The 17,960-nt window shown below is 38.2% G+C and carries 15 protein-coding genes, 1 tRNA gene, 1 pseudogene and 1 other annotated feature; of the genes and pseudogenes, 16 read left to right on the forward strand and 1 reads right to left on the reverse strand.

Annotated features, from left to right (window positions below):
• Positions 1-220: 220 nt before the first annotated feature.
• A tRNA-Gly gene (locus DXC04_RS11195) sits at positions 221-293 on the reverse strand.
• A 262-nt stretch (positions 294-555) separates the two neighbouring features.
• Here DXC04_RS11195 and DXC04_RS11200 point away from each other — a divergent pair.
• The 16 genes and pseudogenes from DXC04_RS11200 to DXC04_RS11275 all read left to right on the forward strand — a co-directional run bounded on the left by DXC04_RS11200 (position 556) and on the right by DXC04_RS11275 (position 17,820).
• Positions 556-1,842: a homoserine dehydrogenase gene (locus tag DXC04_RS11200; protein ID WP_118661038.1), complete on the forward strand. Its 1,287-nt coding sequence runs from the start codon at positions 556-558 to the stop codon at positions 1,840-1,842.
• 54 nt (positions 1,843-1,896) lie between these two features.
• The gene (locus DXC04_RS11205) at positions 1,897-2,328 is read left to right on the forward strand and encodes a MarR family winged helix-turn-helix transcriptional regulator (protein WP_021861541.1); all 432 of its coding nucleotides are present in this window, start codon (positions 1,897-1,899) and stop codon (positions 2,326-2,328) included.
• Positions 2,329-2,468: 140 nt separating this feature from the next.
• Entirely contained in the window at positions 2,469-4,166 is a 1,698-nt protein-coding gene (locus DXC04_RS11210) for a Na/Pi cotransporter family protein (protein ID WP_118661039.1), read from the forward strand.
• A 128-nt stretch (positions 4,167-4,294) separates the two neighbouring features.
• Entirely contained in the window at positions 4,295-4,954 is a 660-nt protein-coding gene (locus tag DXC04_RS11215) for a DUF3793 family protein (RefSeq protein ID WP_243112145.1), read from the forward strand.
• Positions 4,955-4,985: 31 nt separating this feature from the next.
• A complete protein-coding gene (locus DXC04_RS11220; RefSeq protein ID WP_117538343.1) occupies positions 4,986-5,267 on the forward strand; it encodes a DUF2325 domain-containing protein in 282 nt (93 codons plus the stop codon).
• A 151-nt stretch (positions 5,268-5,418) separates the two neighbouring features.
• Positions 5,419-6,267 carry a thymidylate synthase gene (gene thyA, locus DXC04_RS11225; protein ID WP_021861537.1) on the forward strand — a complete coding sequence of 283 codons (849 nt, stop codon included), beginning with the start codon at positions 5,419-5,421 and terminating at the stop codon, positions 6,265-6,267.
• 21 nt (positions 6,268-6,288) lie between these two features.
• The gene (locus DXC04_RS11230; protein ID WP_021861536.1) at positions 6,289-6,774 is read left to right on the forward strand and encodes a dihydrofolate reductase; all 486 of its coding nucleotides are present in this window, start codon (positions 6,289-6,291) and stop codon (positions 6,772-6,774) included.
• Positions 6,775-6,782: 8 nt separating this feature from the next.
• Positions 6,783-7,967 carry a glycosyltransferase family 4 protein gene (locus DXC04_RS11235; protein ID WP_118661040.1) on the forward strand — a complete coding sequence of 395 codons (1,185 nt, stop codon included), beginning with the start codon at positions 6,783-6,785 and terminating at the stop codon, positions 7,965-7,967.
• A 131-nt stretch (positions 7,968-8,098) separates the two neighbouring features.
• Positions 8,099-8,349 (forward strand) — a binding site (T-box leader).
• 41 nt (positions 8,350-8,390) lie between these two features.
• Positions 8,391-10,112: a biosynthetic-type acetolactate synthase large subunit gene (gene ilvB / locus DXC04_RS11240; protein WP_118661041.1), complete on the forward strand. Its 1,722-nt coding sequence runs from the start codon at positions 8,391-8,393 to the stop codon at positions 10,110-10,112.
• A gap of 18 nt (positions 10,113-10,130) precedes the next feature.
• Entirely contained in the window at positions 10,131-10,643 is a 513-nt protein-coding gene (gene ilvN / locus DXC04_RS11245; protein ID WP_021861533.1) for an acetolactate synthase small subunit, read from the forward strand.
• A 184-nt stretch (positions 10,644-10,827) separates the two neighbouring features.
• Positions 10,828-11,853: a branched-chain amino acid aminotransferase gene (locus DXC04_RS11250; protein WP_118661042.1), complete on the forward strand. Its 1,026-nt coding sequence runs from the start codon at positions 10,828-10,830 to the stop codon at positions 11,851-11,853.
• 90 nt (positions 11,854-11,943) lie between these two features.
• Positions 11,944-12,042 (forward strand): annotated as a pseudogene (locus DXC04_RS16210) (cupin domain-containing protein); the annotation flags it as partial.
• 228 nt (positions 12,043-12,270) lie between these two features.
• Positions 12,271-12,642: a GntR family transcriptional regulator gene (locus tag DXC04_RS11260; RefSeq protein ID WP_021861530.1), complete on the forward strand. Its 372-nt coding sequence runs from the start codon at positions 12,271-12,273 to the stop codon at positions 12,640-12,642.
• Positions 12,643-12,644: 2 nt separating this feature from the next.
• Entirely contained in the window at positions 12,645-13,160 is a 516-nt protein-coding gene (locus DXC04_RS11265; protein ID WP_118661043.1) for an ATP-binding cassette domain-containing protein, read from the forward strand.
• 326 nt (positions 13,161-13,486) lie between these two features.
• Complete coding sequence (locus DXC04_RS11270; protein WP_139010012.1) at positions 13,487-17,203, forward strand: YobI family P-loop NTPase; 3,717 nt, start codon at positions 13,487-13,489, stop codon at positions 17,201-17,203.
• A gap of 278 nt (positions 17,204-17,481) precedes the next feature.
• On the forward strand, positions 17,482-17,820 hold the full coding sequence (locus tag DXC04_RS11275; protein WP_171054414.1) for a DUF5720 family protein: 339 nt from the start codon (positions 17,482-17,484) through the stop codon (positions 17,818-17,820).
• Positions 17,821-17,960: the final 140 nt, after the last annotated feature.

Genomic DNA, 17,960 nt, shown 5'->3' on the forward strand with positions numbered 1-17,960 from the left:
TATTCAGAATTATAAAAAACTGCAGCAAGGTGTCTGGTTATGGACATTTTGCTGCAGTTTTTTATATAACAAGAAATTGTATTTTCTATTATAAATAATAGCCTCCGGGAGAATGCGAGCTCGATGAGGCACATTCGTCAAATACAGTGCAAGCAAAAATCTGTACTTGGGTTCACCGTATATGCAAAAAAGGAACCGCAAACTGCAATTCCTCTTCAAGAGCGACAGACGGGGTTCGAACCCGCGACCCCGACCTTGGCAAGGTCGTACTCTACCAACTGAGCCACTGTCGCATATCTTAAGTTGTTGTTCTGTGTTATGTGTTCCTCAGAACAATACATACTATACTACGTGAATTAGTTTTTGTCAACACTTTTTTTAAAAAAGTTTTTTGAATTTTCTAATTTTCGCAAATGCTTATAAAACATGCAATGATAAAAAGATGTTATTATAGAACATTTTTGACTATATCCACCAGATAATGCTATAATAAAATTGATTGTGATGTCTGTAAAGACGTCATAAAAATACAGGAAAGAATGAGGGTAGGGATATATGGCAGAATGTAAGAAAATAAAGGCAGCACTCCTCGGATTAGGAACCGTGGGCGGCGGTGTTTATAAACTGGTTCAAAGACAGAAAGAAGAAACGGTAAAAAAATCAGGAGCGAATCTTGAGATTACAAGAATCCTTGTACATAATATGAACAAACAAAGAGAAGGCGTAGATGCCTCTCTTCTGACAGATAACTGGAAAGAAATAGTAGAAGATCCGGAGATTTCGATTGTGATTGAAGTAATGGGAGGAATCGAACCGGCGAAGACGATGATTCTGGAAGCACTCTGCGCAGGGAAGAATGTAGTGACTGCGAATAAAGATCTGGTGGCAGTGCACGGAAGAGAATTACTGGATGCAGCACAGGAAAATCAGGTTGATTTCCTCTTTGAGGCGGCTGTTGCAGGCGGTATCCCAATCATTCGTCCGCTGAAACAGTGTCTTGCAGCGAATGAGATTGATGAAGTGATCGGTATCGTGAACGGAACAACAAACTACATCCTGACAAAGATGTTTGAGGATGGCATGGACTTTTCAGAAGCGCTGGCAAAAGCGACAGAGCTTGGATATGCGGAAGCAGATCCGACTGCGGATGTTGAAGGTCTGGATGCTGGAAGAAAAGTTGCAATCTTAGCTTCCATTGCATTTCATTCCAGAGTTGTATTTGACGATGTATACACAGAAGGAATTACAAAGATATCTGCGAAGGATGTCGCATATGCAAAAGAATTTGGCAGTGTGATCAAGCTTCTCGGAGTGGCACATAACAGAGAAGATGGTATTGAGGTTGCAGTTTATCCGATGATGCTGCCGAAGAATCATCCGCTTGCATCTGTCAGAGATTCCTTTAATGCGGTTTTTGTACACGGAGATGCATTAGATGATGCGATGTTTTACGGAAGAGGCGCCGGAGAGCTTCCAACAGCCAGTGCTGTTATGGGAGATGTGATCGACATTATCCGCGATATCCAGTTCTCATGTACCGGACGAATCAGCTGTACCTGCTACAAGAATACACCGGTCAAGAGTTCAGATGATGTGAAAAATAAATTCTTTGTACGCATGCAGGTAACAAACAAACCGGGCGTTCTTGCACGAATCGCCAGCATGTTCGGTGAGCACAAAGTCAGCATTTCCAAAGTGATCCAGAAGGTCATTACAGACGGAGTCGCTGAACTTGTTATCGTAACGGAAGCAGTAAAAGAGTATCATATGCAGGATGCGTTGATGCATTTAAGAGAGATGGATACGACACAGGAAATCAGCAGTGTGATTCGTGAGTATTAAAAGTCGGATATATTTATAAGAAAGCCGGGAAGTTCATGAGGAGGGAAACATAAGATGCGGGAGAGAACGACGCTTGGATTTTTGTTTAAGCAGATCAGCACAATTTACGAAAAAGAATTTAACCGCAAACTACGTACGCTGGGAATCACAGCTTCACAGTGTGCGGTGCTGGATTATTTATTTACAAGCAGAAAAGAGCATGTAACCCAGAGAGATATTGAAAAAGCGCTGAGTCTGCGTAATCCGACTGTGACAGGACTTATGAAACGACTGGATGAAAAAGGATTTATCCTTGTAGTACCGAGCAACGAAGATAAGCGTTGCAAGAACATTTACCTGACTGAGAAAGCATATGATATTCAGAGGAGGATGGAAACAGACCGGAAGAAACTGGATAAGATGCTGACACTGGGAATGAATAAAAAAGAAGTAGAAGCATTGAAAAAGATGCTGGATCGTGTACTGTATAATATAGCCGAGCCTTAGAGGCCGGCTTTTTTTACTGTTTTTCTGTAATACATGAGCTGACTTTACATAGATTTAACATAGATTTCATCTGATTTGCATGTGCATTCGCTAGAATAGCAACGATAGTAAATTGTACAGCAAAAAGGAGAGAAATCAATATGAATGAAAATATGCAGATTGTATTTGGTCTGCTGGGGGGACTTGCAATCTTTATTTATGGAATGAATATGATGAGCGAGTGTCTGCAGAAAGCAGCTGGAGAGAAGATGAAAAGTATTTTGGCGTTACTGACAAAGAATCCGGTTCTCGGTGTGCTTGCCGGAGCGCTTACAACGGCAGTTCTGCAGAGCAGCAGCGCCACAACGGTCATGGCAATCGGATTTGTCAGTGCAGGACTTATGAACCTGCCACAGGCAATTTCTATTATATTTGGTGCAAATATCGGAACAACCATGACGGCACAGATTATTGCATTTAAGATCAGCGATTACATATATATCATTATTTTTGTGGGATTTATCATTGCATTTATTGCAAAATCAGAAAAAGCAAAAAGTATAGGACAGACGATATTTGCATTCGGTCTGTTATTCCTTGGAATTGAGACAATGGGAGACGTCATGAAACCGCTGGCATCCAGTCCGATGTTTACACAACTTATTGCAAGTGTAAAACATATTCCGGTTCTTGGAGTGGGAGTAGGTACATTAATGACGCTGGTCGTACAGAGTAGTAGTGCAACCATCGCAGTCTTACAGAATTTTGCAGCACAGGCAGGACCAGACGGTATGACAAGTATTCTTGGACTTACTGGTGCGATTCCGATCCTGCTTGGAGACAATATCGGAACAACGATCACGGCACTTCTTGCAAGTATAGGACAGACGAAAGATGCAAAGAGAACAGCCGTGGCGCATTGTATTTTTAATATATCAGGAAGTTTTTTATTTATATGGTTTGTGAAACCATATGCTACACTGATCCGTTTTATTTCACCAAAAGGACCGGAAGTGGAAGTGATTTCCAGACAGATTGCGAATGCGCATACTTGTTTTAATATTACAATGACACTGATCTGGGTATGCCTGATTGGAGTGATGGTGAAGATTGTTATGTTCCTGATTCCGGATGGAAAGAAGACCGAATCAGATCCGTTTGAGACATTATATCTGGATGAGAATGTGAAAAATCAGCCGGCAGCAGCGCTGCAGCTTGTCGCAAAAGAGATTTTACATCTGAGCGATCAGGTGAAAAAAGTTCTGCATGATACGGTGACTGTCGTAAAAGAAAATCAGATGCAAGGTGTAGATAAGATACAGGAGGAGAGTGCGAAAGTAACAAAGCTCACAGATAAAATCACAGATTATCTGGCAGGATTATTTTCTTCCGGACTTTTGACCGAACAGCAGGCATCCCAGACAGCGGGACTGATGTATGTGCTGGGAGATGTGGAACGAATCGGTAATTTAAGTGCCGGAATTGCATTATCTATGAAAGAAAAAGAAACAAACCAGTATAAATATTCACAGGAAGCGATGGATGAACTTGCAAAATGTCTGAAAACTCTGGAGAAGATGTTTGATTCAGCGACAAAGGCATTACGCGGTGATACAACAGTAGAGCTTGAAAAGCTGATGAAGCGCAAAGACAAGATTGTCAATTTGGACATTATGATGCGCAAATCCCATATCCAGCGTGTCAACAAAGGAAAATGTAAAGCGAGTCTGACAACACCATTTACGAATATTCTTCATTTGATTGACCGTATGGGAAACAGTTGTATCAACCTGGCTGATGCGGCTACAAATGAAGTGGCATTAAAATATTTCCTTCCCAAAGATGAGATGACAATGTAAGAATCGAGGCAGAAAGAAAATTTTATAAAGTATAAGTTATTAAGGTTCATGCAAAAATAAAGCATGGACCTTTTTGTTCCTCCTTAATGAGAAAATGGTATGAATAAGTCTCCTTGTAATTTTAATACATGTATGATAAATTAGTAAATGTAAATGATAATCAAAATCAAAATCAAACAAGAAAAGGCGGGAACTCCAAAATGCCAGTGGAAGTTGTAGCATGTATGTTAGCAGATAAAAATAGTTGGAAGAGATTACAGTTTCAGTTAATCCTGCAATGTGCCCCATTGTTCAAAGGATATAAAGTAGCCTGTATTACGAATGTCCGCAGAGAGGATATGAGAAATATGCATCTGCTTCTTAATGGAACGGGAATCTGTTACCGTGCACTTACATTTTGCAGAGACAAATACCTAGTGTTGTTATATCGCCCGGCACAGTTAAAAACATATCTGAAACAACCGGAAGTGAAGACGTTCCTTGCTGATTACGGTTATGAAGAAAACAGTCTGGAAAAAGTGCTGGAAAGACTTTCGTTAAGAGTACGGGAACATTCAAAAAATGAGATTGAATTTCCTCATGAAATCGGAATTTTCCTTAACTATCCACTGGAAGATGTCAGAGGCTTTATTGAGCATAAAGGACAGGACAGTCTCTTTTGTGGATATTGGAAAGTATATCATGATCCGGAAAAAGCAAAACTTACATTCTGGACATACGATAAGGCAAAGGACTGTGCAGTAAATGAATTTCTGGCAGGAAAGACAATTCGGGAAATTGTAGCATAAGACAAAAGACAGCAAGAAAGGGGACAAATCGATGAGTGTTGTTATTATAGGCGGAAATGAAAGAATGGAACATCAGTATAAACAGATCTGCAAGAAATATAAATGTAAGGCAAAAGTATTTACCAGAATGGCGGGCAATCTGAAGACACAGATCGGTCAGCCGGATCTGATCATTTTGTTTACTTCAACAGTGGCACATAAAATGGTACACTGTGCGTTGAAAGAAGCAGAGCGTTACAATATCCGTGTGGAGCGTACACACAGTGCAAGTGCAAATGCACTGGAAAATGTTCTCGTTGAATGTTGTGGTTAATATAATATATAGCATATAGCAGGATATCAGGAATAAAAGAGCCTGAGATGTATAGGCTTAAAAGAGGAACGCAAATTGCGACGTTTCTCTTTTTTTTATAATATTTTCATGTTAATATGAAAAAGACAGCTTGCAAGGAGGATACATTTTTATGAGTTATGCAGACAAAGTTTTTATAGATATGTGCCGTGACATCATCGACAATGGCACAGATACCAGGGGAGAAAAGGTCCGTCCGAAATGGGAGGATGGGACGCCGGCTTACACAATTAAAAGATTTGGAGTGGTGAACCGCTATGATTTGTCCAGGGAATTTCCGGCTCTGACGCTCAGGAGAACAGCGATCAAGAGCTGCACGGATGAACTTTTGTGGATCTGGCAGAAGAAATCGAATAATATCAATGACTTGCACAGCCATATCTGGGACAGTTGGGCAGATGAGAATGGCTCAATCGGCAAAGCATATGGATATCAGCTTGGCGTGAAGCATCAGTATAAAGAAGGCCTGTTTGATCAGGTTGACCGTGTGATTTATGACTTAAAAAATAATCCGTACAGCCGCAGAATTATGACAAATATATATGTACATCAGGATCTTCATGAGATGAATCTCTATCCATGTGCATACAGTATGACATTTAATGTGACGAAGAAGGAAGGACACGATAAGCTGACATTGAATGCTGTTTTAAATCAGAGATCGAATGACGTGCTGACAGCAAATAACTGGAATGTCTGCCAGTATGCGGTGCTTGTGCATATGCTGGCACAGGTGTGTGATATGGAAGCCGGAGAACTGGTACATGTGATCGCGGATGCGCATATTTACGACAGACACGTGCCGGTAATAGAAGAACTGATCGCAAGAGAACCGCTTCCGGCACCGAAGTTCTGGCTGAATCCGAAAGTAAAAGATTTCTATGATTTTACGAGAGATGATGTAAAACTGATCGATTATGAGACGCATGAGCAGATTAAAAACATTCCGGTTGCAGTTTAAAAAAAGAAAGGGCGAGATAAGATGAAATTAATAGTTGCAGTTGATAAAAACTGGGCGATTGGAAAAAACAACCGCCTGATGTGGAGCATTCCGGCAGATATGAAATTTTTCCGTGAGACAACAAAGGGGAATATTGTTATTATGGGACGGAAAACACTGGAAAGTTTTCCACAGAGCCAGCCACTTAAAAACCGGGTGAATATTGTAATCAGCAAGAATCCGGATTACAAAGTAAAAGACGCGGTTGTTGTACACAGTGTAGAAGAAGCACTGGAAGAAGCGAAGAAGTACGAGGGAGAGACATTCGTAATCGGTGGGGAGAGCATTTACCGTGCGATGTTAAAGTACTGCGATACAGCTCTGGTTACAAAGATTGATCATGCGTATGATGCAGATACTTATTTTCCGAGTTTGGATGAAGATCCAGAGTGGAAGATGACAAAGATCAGTGAAGAACAGACATGTTTTGATCTGGAGTATTATTTTACGGTATATGAGAGGATTTAAAAAGAAAGATGAGAATACTGAGTATTACGGCACAGAAGCCAAACAGTACCGGTAGTGGCGTGTTTTTGACAGAACTTGTAAAGGAATTGGCAGCAAAAGGACAGGAACAAGCAGTAGTTGCCGGTGTTTATAAAGAAGATAAGACAGAAGTTCCGGAAAATACAAAAATATATCCGGTTATTTTCAAGTCAGAGGAGCTGCCGTTTCCGATTGCGGGAATGTCGGATGAGATGCCTTATGAAAGCACGAGATATTGTGATATGACAGAAGAAATGGCAGGGCAGTTTGCAAATGTTTTCCTGACGAAGATCAGGCAGGCAGTAAAGGAATTTCAGCCGGATCTGATCTTAAGTCATCATCTGTATCTGCTTACAGCACTGGTGCGGGAACATTTTCCGGAACTTCCGGTATATGGTTTCTGTCATAATACAGATCTTAGACAATTGCAGAAAAATGTGCTAAAACAGGAGTATATCAAGGCGCAGATTGCGAAGCTAAACCGGATTTTTGCTTTGCATGAAGAGCAGAAGACGCAGATCTGCCAGATGTTTCATGTAACAGCAGAACAGGTGGAAGTATCTGGAATGGGCTATAACAGTCATATTTTCCGTGATCTTCATATCCGGAAGGTTCCCGGAAAGACGAAGATTGTGTTTGCTGGGAAAATCTCAGAGAAGAAAGGCGTAGAGAGTCTGATCCGAAGTCTTGCTTATCTTCCGTATGAAGCAGATAAACTGGAAGTATATCTGGCTGGCGGCGCAGGAAATGAGACAGAGTATGCAAGAATCTGCAGACTGGCAGAGAAGGCACCATATCCGGTTCATTTTCTTGGAAAACTGGAGCAGATGGAGCTGGCAAAAGTATATAATACATGCGATATCTTTGCACTACCATCTTTTTCGGAAGGATTGCCGCTTACAGTGATCGAAGCACTTGCCTGTGGCGACCGTGTTGTGATGTCGGATCTTCCGGGAATCCGCGAATGGCTGGATACATATGCGCCGGGAGCGGATATCCGATATGTAGAACTTCCACGGATGAACCGCGTGGATGAAGCAGTTAGAGAAGAACTTCCGGCTTATGAGAAACGCATTGCAGAATCATTGCAGGAAAGTGTAGAGGAAAAGTGTACCAGACCGGCTGATGTAAGCCGGATCTCCTGGGGAAAAATTGCAGAGAAAGTTCTGGTATAGTGCCATACAGCTTGATGGATATTGTTCTTTGCAGTTAAAAATATATCAGTTGACAGAAGATATTCAGAAAGTTATAATTGTATTACTTATTTGAATGAGTGAAACAATAGATAGATTTTATAAATAATTGTGAAAATGCTATGACAGGGAGGAGTACATAATTTACAGATCCACAGAGAGAAGATGGCTGGTGTGAATCTTCGTGAAGTGATTATGGAAGTAGCCCCCGAGCAGTGAATTGAAAGCGAAAGCAAGTAGGCTTCAACGCAGTCCCAGCGTTAGATGGGAACGATATCGGATGTAGGAGTCCTGTATCGGCAGAGTGCAGAGACAAAAGTTTCTGAATTTAGGTGGTAACACGGATGAGTAATTCGCCCTAAGCATAGAGCTTAGGGTTTTTTTAATGCCAAGGAGGTTGTGCAGATGAAAAAAATCAGTGGAAACAAATTATTAGTAAAGGCTTTGAAGGAAGAGGGCGTAGACACATTATTCGGCTATCCGGGAGCCTGCACGATTGATATCAGTGATGAGTTATACAAACAGGATTATACGAAAGTGATCCTGCCAAGACAGGAAGTTGCGCTTGTGCATGAAGCAGATGCATATGCAAGATCTACAGGAAAAGTCGGGGTGTGCCTTGTAACAAGCGGACCGGGTGCGACAAACCTGGTGACAGGAATCGCGACTGCTTATTATGACAGCGTACCACTTGTATGTTTTACCGGACAGGTATCCAGACATCTTATTGGAAATGATGCATTTCAGGAAGTCGATATTGTCGGTATTACGAGAAGTATTACAAAATACGGAGTAACTGTACGTAGAAGAGAAGATCTCGGACGTATTTTAAAAGAAGCATTTTATATTGCGAGAACCGGAAGACCGGGACCGGTATTAATTGACCTTCCAAAAGATGTTATGGGAGAGCTGGGAGATGCAGAGTATCCAGAAGAAGTAAATATCCGTGGATACAAACCGAATACACATGTACATATCGGACAGTTAAAACGTGCACTGAAAATGCTCGGAAAGGCAAAGAAACCGCTGTTTCTTGCCGGAGGTGGTGTTAATGTTGCTCATGCACAGGAGGCATTTACAGAGCTTGTGGAATGCACACATGTGCCGGTAGTAACAACGGTTATGGGAAGAGGAGCAATTCCAACAAATCACCCACTTTATATTGGAAATCTTGGTATGCATGGCGCTTATGCGTCCAATATGTCAGTAAATGAATGTGATCTGCTGTTCTCTATCGGAACAAGATTTAATGACCGCATCACAGGTAAGTTACATTCTTTTGCACCAAAAGCGCAGATTGTTCATATCGATATTGATACAGCTGCCATTTCAAAAAATGTACAGGTCGATGTTCCAATCGTAGCGGACGCAAAAGAAGCAATCGATAAAATGATAGAGTATGTGACAGAGTGTGACACAGAAAAATGGCGTGCACAGATTGAAGCATGGAAAGAAGAACATCCGATGAAGATGAAGAGAAAGCCGATCATGACACCACAGGATGTAATCGATACGATCAACAAGGTATTTGATGCAGCAATTATCGTGACGGATGTTGGACAGCATCAGATGTTTACAGCGCAGTTTATAGAAATTACACATAAGAAACAATTACTGATGTCCGGTGGACTTGGAACGATGGGATACGGACTTCCAGGTGCGATCGGAGCCAAGATCGGTAATCCGGATACACCGGTTATCTCTATTTCCGGTGATGGCGGTATGCAGATGAATATTCAAGAACTTGCAACAGCGGTGCTGGAAGAACTTCCGATCATTTCCTGTATTTTCAATAATAATAATCTGGGAATGGTTCGTCAGTGGCAGAAATTATTCTATGGAAAACGTTACTCCATGACCTGCCTGCGAGCGGGAGCAGCATGCAGGGGAAAATGCGGTGAAGTTCCATGTCCGGAATATACACCGAATTTCTTGAAACTTGCAGAATCCTATGGAGCGAAGGGAATCCATGTTTCAAAAGTGGAAGAGATTGAACCGGCATTCAGAGAAGCAATGCAGAGTAAAAAGACGCCATATATCATTGAATTTGATATTGATCCGGAGGATCTTGTATATCCGATGATCCAGCCGGGCGGTACATTAGAAGATATGATCATGGATTGTTAAGCAGGAAGGAGAATGATTATGAGTGGAAATAAAATGAAAAAACGCTGGATTTCTTTATATGTAGAAAATCAAGTCGGTGTCCTGTCTAAAATCTCAGGGCTGTTTTCGGGAAAATCTTACAATCTGGACAGTCTGACTGTTGGAACAACGGAAGATCCGACTGTGTCACGAATGACGATCGCGACCGTCAGCGACGATGAAACATTTGAACAGATTAAAAAACAGTTAAACCGTCTGGTAGAAGTAATTAAAGTCATTGATTTTACGGATGTATTTGTCAGAATGAAGGAAATTCTCTATGTAAAAGTGCAGAAATGTACACCGGAAGATAAGGTAGAACTGTTCCAGATTGCAGAAACATTTAAAGCAAAAGTTATTGATTATGGTAAAGACAGTCTGCTTCTTGAATTTGTACAGACAGCGACAAAGAATGATGCAGTAATCAAACTTATGAAAGAAGAGTACAAGAGTATTGAAGTTGTCCGTGGAGGAAGTGTCGGTATTGAATCGATTAGCATGATGGAGCGATAAATAATTTTGTGAAAATTGTACACATAAAAAACAGAGTGCACTCTTGAATTTTTATATAGACAGTATTATAATACTTGCATACAATGATGTTGGGACAAAAGCCTCAACTATGATGCCTGCGGATTGTTTCGTGTTAAGTGGTATCATAAATATATATAATTGTAAAAGGACGGAGGAATAGAAAATGGAGAAAAAAGATATCGATTGGAGTAATCTTGGATTTGGCTATGTAAAGACAGATAAGAGATTCGTATCAAATTATAAAGACGGATCATGGGATGAAGGTGTATTAACGGAAGATGATAAGGTTGTCATCAGTGAATGCGCCGGAGTACTGCAGTATGCACAGACATGTTTTGAAGGCCTGAAAGCATATACGACAGAAGATGGACACATTGTAATGTTCCGCCCGGACTTAAATGCAAAGAGACTTGCTGATTCAGCAGCAAGACTGGAAATGCCGGTATTCCCGGAAGATAGATTTGTACAGGCTGTACATGATGTTGTAAAGGCAAATGCAGCTTATGTACCACCATACGGATCAGGAGCTACTTTGTATGTACGTCCGTATATGTTTGGTTCTAACGCTGTTATCGGTGTAAAACCGGCAGATGAGTATCAGTTCCGTGTATTTACTACACCAGTTGGACCATACTTCAAAGGCGGAGCAAAACCAATCACAATCAGGGTCAGTGATTTTGATCGTGCAGCACCGCATGGAACAGGACATGTAAAAGCCGGACTTAACTATGCAATGAGCTTACATGCAATCGTAGATGCACACGCACAGGGATACGATGAAAACATGTATTTGGATGCAGCTACAAGAACAAAGGTTGAAGAGACTGGTGGAGCTAACTTTATTTTCGTAACAAAAGATAAGAAAGTAGTAACACCGAAATCAAGCACAATTCTTCCTTCTATTACAAGACGTTCTTTGATGTATGTCGCAGAACATTATCTTGGATTGGAAGTAGAAGAAAGAGAAGTATATCTGGATGAAGTAAAAGACTTCGCAGAATGTGGACTTTGCGGAACAGCAGCAGTTATCTCTCCAGTAGGCAAGATCGTAGATCATGGTAAAGAAATCTGCTTCCCAAGCGGAATGGAAGAGATGGGTGAGATCACAAAGAAACTATACGATACATTAACCGGAATCCAGATGGGACACATCGAAGCTCCGGAAGGATGGATTCATACAGTCTGCTAATTACACATCAGTTAGTAAGTTTTAAAAGACTTTATGTGGCGGGGATTTATTCCCCGTCCTTTTTATATGATAGAATTGTGGGAGTATGTATATATCCTAAAAGCAGGAGAGACAATTATCATGCCTGCAAAGAAACCACACGCTGTATACGGAAAAGAGAGATTTAAAATGCTTCTGAATGTTGTGTTTTTAAATGCATATAGTCGTTTGAAAATAAAATTACAATATCAAGATTTAAAATCTGTATTTATAGAAAGTATATCTGTAAATACAGATTTTTTTTGGCGATGAGGAAAATTGGTTTAGTATCCTGAAAAAGTCTGCCGGTGTCATGTTTTATAGGTGAATAAACAGTGTATAACAGTTGACAACAGTTATATACTGTTATATACTGTTTGCAAAGAAGGAGGGCGAAAGATGTATCTGATTATTAATCACTCATCCATGCAGCCGATTTATGAACAGATCGTAGAACAGATTAAAGAGAAGATTATAAATGGAGAATTTTCGGAAGAGATGATGCTTCCGTCTGTCCGTACAATGGCGAAAGATTTAAAAATCAGTGCGCTCACTGTAAAAAAAGCCTATGACGCATTAACAGAGGAAGGATTTGTTGTGACGGTACATGGAAAGGGAAGTTTTGTAGCATGTGCCAATCAGAATATGCTGCTGGAGGAAAAGAAAAAAGAAGTTGAGGCAGAACTGGAAGCGGCAATCCATAAAGGAAGAAGCTGCGGATTGACAGATCATGACTTGACGGAATTATTTGAAATTGTATTGGAGGGTTAGAGATGGGGAAAGATGTGATGATAAAACTAAATCATGTACAGAAGAAATATCCGGATTTTTCGATGGATTGCTCTCTGACAGTATATCCTGGAATGATTACGGGACTGATCGGAGCGAATGGAGAAGGAAAAAGTACGACATTTAAACTTATTCTCGGGCTGATTGGAAAAGAAGCAGGAGAGATGGAAGTGCTGGGGAAAAAACGAGAGTGCAGTAATGATGGAAAACAGCCAGAAAAAGAAATATTACAGCAGACAGGAGTCGTGTTAGCGGAAACCGGTTTTGGAAGTTATTTTACAATTCATGATATTATCCCATTTCTGGAAGACTTATATCCGGAATTTGAAAAGGATAAATTTCTACAGTATTGCGAAGAATATAAACTTCCAATGAATAAGAAAATAAAGGAATTTTCAACAGGAATGAAACGAAAATTACAGATATTTGCAGCAATTACACATAAAGCGAAGTTATTACTTTTGGATGTAAACTGGTGTAACAAGATAGCTTGTATATAGAGTGTATACAGTTGATATGAAATAGAATATAGGCATTATATACACAGATAATGAAAAAATATGTGTATGCAGTAGGGGAACATTGAGTGGGGAATATGAGTAGTAAAAATAATATAGATGGAAAGAAAAAGAACTGGTTTATATCCGATAAGAATATAGATTGTCAATGATTCGAAAGTTTTAGATCTGCTTGACTTGAGCTACGATATCGTAGAGGAACAAGGAATAGATGGTCGGATAATTTGTAGATGTTCATGCCCTGACGGTTGCTGTCAAATGTCTTAAGACTTTTTCATTTTGTTATTTATATATTTCATGATACAATAGTGTTACGAGTTAAATTTGAGGGAGGGATTTCTACGATAGCGCTTTTGGAGAGAATTCGTGAAGTAATAAATAAAAGAATACAAGAGAAAAAGAAAAATGAATTTACAGATTTGGCGCCTATTGATGATATTGAAAATGGAGCTGAATATTTAAAGGCATTACATTGGGCGATAAAGAAAGAGAAAGTTAAAAATATTGCACTGGCAGGCCCATATGGTGCGGGCAAGAGTAGTATCATTGATACATATTTAAAAAAACACAGAATTACTAGAAGGAAAGCTCTTCGTGTTTCAATGGCAACTTTTGTTGAAAATAAAACAGATAAAAATGGGAATCCTAAGAAAATTTCATTGGAACAAGATGAAATAGAATTAGGAATTTTGAAGCAATTATTTTATAAAGTCAATTATAAAAAGATCCCGCAGAGCAGATATCGAAAACTACACAAAATTAATTGGAAACGTGTCTGGGGATATTTGGTTTTGATATTTTTTGTCTTTGGAATAGTAGAATTTATATTTTTTCCAGATACTTTTCAAATGATAATCAAAAAAATAGAAGTGGCAGGGGGAAAATTTGGATTAAAAGGAATGGTTTCGAATAGTATTTTCCTTGCTTTTTGTGTGGGAATATTGGCAATTATCGCTCGAACATATCGTTTGGTGTTGTTTCGCTTTAAAGTAAATGAAGTAAAATTGCCAGCAGAGACCGTTTTGAAAAATTCTGAAACAGCAGCGGAAACTGTATTTAATAAAAATATGGATGAAATTGTATATTTCTTTGAAGAGACAAAGTACAGAATTGTATTTTTTGAGGATTTAGATCGCTTAGAAGATCCATCTATTTTTATTCACCTACGAGAATTGAATATACTATTGAACAACTATGATGGGATTAAAGGGCGCATTGTTTTTGTTTATGCTATTAGAGATGATATATTTACGGATACAGACAGAACAAAATTCTTTGAATTTATTATTCCGGTAATTCCAATTATAAATTCTACGAATTCAGGGGAAATCTTTTTACAAAAGCTTGAGGAATCTGAAAAGAAAGGGATTGTTCATGAAATCTCACAGGAATTTATATTAGATGTATCTCCATATGTTGAAGATATGCGAATTCTTCAGAATATATATAATGAGTTTATTGTATATAAGGAAACGATTCGTACTGACCAGGAGCTTAAATTGTCAGATGAAACAATGATGGCATTGATTATTTTTAAAAATTTATATCCACGAGAGTTTGCGGAACTTCAAATGGAGAGAGGAGTTGTGAAACAAGCTTTTGAGGATAAGCAAAGATATATCTCTGAACAATGTATGCAATGGCGAAATGAGATTGATGAACTTACACAGAAACTGGAAAAATATCATGATGACTGTTTAGAACAAGTTAAAGAACTTAAAACCGCTATGCTTGGTGCTATGGTGGATTGGCAAGGCATTCCATATAGTATTAAGAAAAACTATTGGGATAAATATTCAGTAAGTAAAATAATGGAAGATTCGTTTGAATTATTGCAACTGGCGGAATTAAAGGATGTTGAAATTGAGTATTATACATGGAATAGTTACCAGTCGGTGAAATCTGTGAATAATTTTCAAGAAGTTTTTAAACGATATTATGAAAGAATTAAAAATTTTCAATTTGTCCAAGAAAAAGGTGTTTGTTCAATAAAAGGTGAAATTGAAGATTTGAAGAAGAATATACATGAACTTTCAGGTTGGTCACTTAAAAAGCTGATAGAAAAATTTGGAGTTCATAATGTACTATCTGAAAAAGTTGTTGAAAATAAATTGCTCGTATTTATGCTTCGAAGAGGATACATTGATGAAAAATACGCAAATTATATCAATTATTTTAAGGGGACAAGCATCACAAAAGAAGATATGAATTATATACTAGCAGTAAAAAATATGGAAAAGCTGCCATATAATTATAATTTGACAAAAGTTGGAATGGTTATACAGCGTTTACAACCTTATGAATTTGAACAAAAAAGTATTTTTAATTTTATTCTGTTGGAATATTTATTGTCCGAAGAGAATGATGATAAAAAACGTATGATATTAATCAATCAATTATCTGATAGAACAGTAGAAAGTTGGGAGTTTATAGATGAATTTATTGAGCAAACTCAATATAAAGCGAGACTGATTCAACTATTAGCATTGTGTTGGCCAGATATGTGGAATGATATTGTCCAGAATATATCGATAACATATGAAAGGAAAATTTTTTATTTACAGTTACTTATTGATAACGTGGATACAAAACGCTTATTTGAATTAAATGACAATAATAATATGAGCGGCTTTATAGAGGAAAATCCAGATATATTACAGCAGCTATCATCTATTCAAGATCAAAAGGTGATTTCCTTAATTGAAATACTTGGAATTATTTTCACGAATGTTTCTATTGAAAATGTGTCGGAGGAAGTTTTGAGATATGTTTTTGAAAATCAGTATTATGAGTTAAATGATACGATGATACGTAGGATTGTAGAATTTGAAAATGATACAATGCTTTCAGGTTTAGATACTCGAAATTATACAACAATTATTTCACTGGGATATGAACCGTTAATTAAATATATACAAGAAAATTTGAAACAATATGTGAAAGGAATTATATTAACACCTAATAATACTAAGGAAGATGTTAAACAGGTTATGGATTTGTTAGAAAGAATGTTGGAAAACGATCCAGAAGAGACCAAAATCTGTTTGGAATTAGTGAATCATGAAGAAATTTGTGTAGATGATATTTCTGAATGCTGTGGAAAGTTCGATTCTGATTTTGATAAGGATGTGAAAATTCTTTGGGATGAGCTATTGGATAAAGAAAAAGTAAGCTTGAAATGGGAGAATATCAAATGTTATTGGGATAGATATAAGATTACGCAAGAACTACTTCAATACATTGAAACAAACAGTGAGCAGCTTGCATGTTTAAAGAATCAATGTTTAAAGAAAGAGTTTGCTGAAGAATTTATTACAAGTGCAATTGACGATTCTGCTTTTGAAAAACTGTTACCTCAGTTGGAATTGGAATTTGATATTCCAATTGAGACGGTTGAGAAACAGAAAGTGGAAATTTTGATTAAGAAAAAATATATTCCTTTTGATATTAAAAAATATGATGAAATTAAAGAGGTTTATCCTGATTTATGTCCAGATTTTATTTTGTATAATCAAGCGGAATATATGGAAGTAATGGAAAAAATTCCAATGGGAGAAACATTATTAGAAACACTATTGCTTTCATCTGTTCTCGATTCTTCTAATGCAGAAGTTCTGTTGAATGTTTTTGGAGAAAATTATATGACTACGCATATTGCACAATATTTACTCCAGATAGATGTAAAAATTAGCATATCGGTATTTAATACAGCATGGACATACTTATTAACTGACGAAATAAAAAATAAGTTGATGCTTAAATATTGTTCCATTTTGAATGCACCAGATTTTGAAGAATGTTTTTCAGAGCTTTCAAAAATATATCCTAAATTTGGTGATAGAAGTAAAAGACATAATGCTGAAATGGCAAATACAAATGAAAATAAAAAATTAGCTGACCGGTTGAAAGAAGTGGGTTACATAACTAGCTATACTGAACAAGAAAAAGATGATTTTGATCCAGTTAAGGGAACGGGAGGTAAGAAAAATATTATTTCATGTTGGATAAAAATGGTAAAAATGTGAAAAATGTGAAAAATGGAAACACGATTGCATTCATAGGATAAAGGTGGGGAGAACTCCGCCTTTTCTATAATAAAGTCTACACAGTACACAAGTGTGGATTTTCGTTAAAGTCCCTATTTTCAAGGTATAAAAATAGGGGTACAACTTATCGATATATTTGATGTAACAAGATAGCCTGTATATAGAATGTATACAGTTGATATGAAATAGAATATATCCAACAGAGGCAGACTTCGATTAAGGGATCTGCTTTTCTTTCGCTATTTTTGAAGGAGGTGATGCAGGTGGAGGTAAGTATCCATGAACTTTTAGCGGCGGCAAGGGAGGCGGTGAAATCGGATTATATCAAAGGCGAAAGCATTTTATGTGAAACCAGATATCATCCGGATACCCATTGCATGGTAGAAATAGAGCTGTTAAAAATAGATAACACGCTGGGGAAAAAAGGAGCTTATATCCGGAAATTTTTGACGGAAGATGAGTATTCTGCCATGTTACAAAAGCAGGAAGAACATCTCATAAAAATAAAAAGACAGGCCATTGTTCAAAAAGGAACATTGCGATATATCCCTCTCCCGGAAAGGCTGGATAGCCGCCGGGAGAGGGATATTTTTTAACCGGCTGGGAAAGAAAAGGGAGTGTTCCTCAAGCAACAGCGGTATCAGAACCCCAGAGTTTCCGCAGGTTTTGGGGTGTGGAAACTTAGAAAAGTGTTCAAAACAGGCATTTTTGCAACGATCCGTTGCAGCAGAAAAAG

The organism is Dorea sp. OM07-5 (assembly GCF_003481355.1).
Lineage (GTDB): Bacteria > Bacillota > Clostridia > Lachnospirales > Lachnospiraceae > Dorea_D > Dorea_D hominis.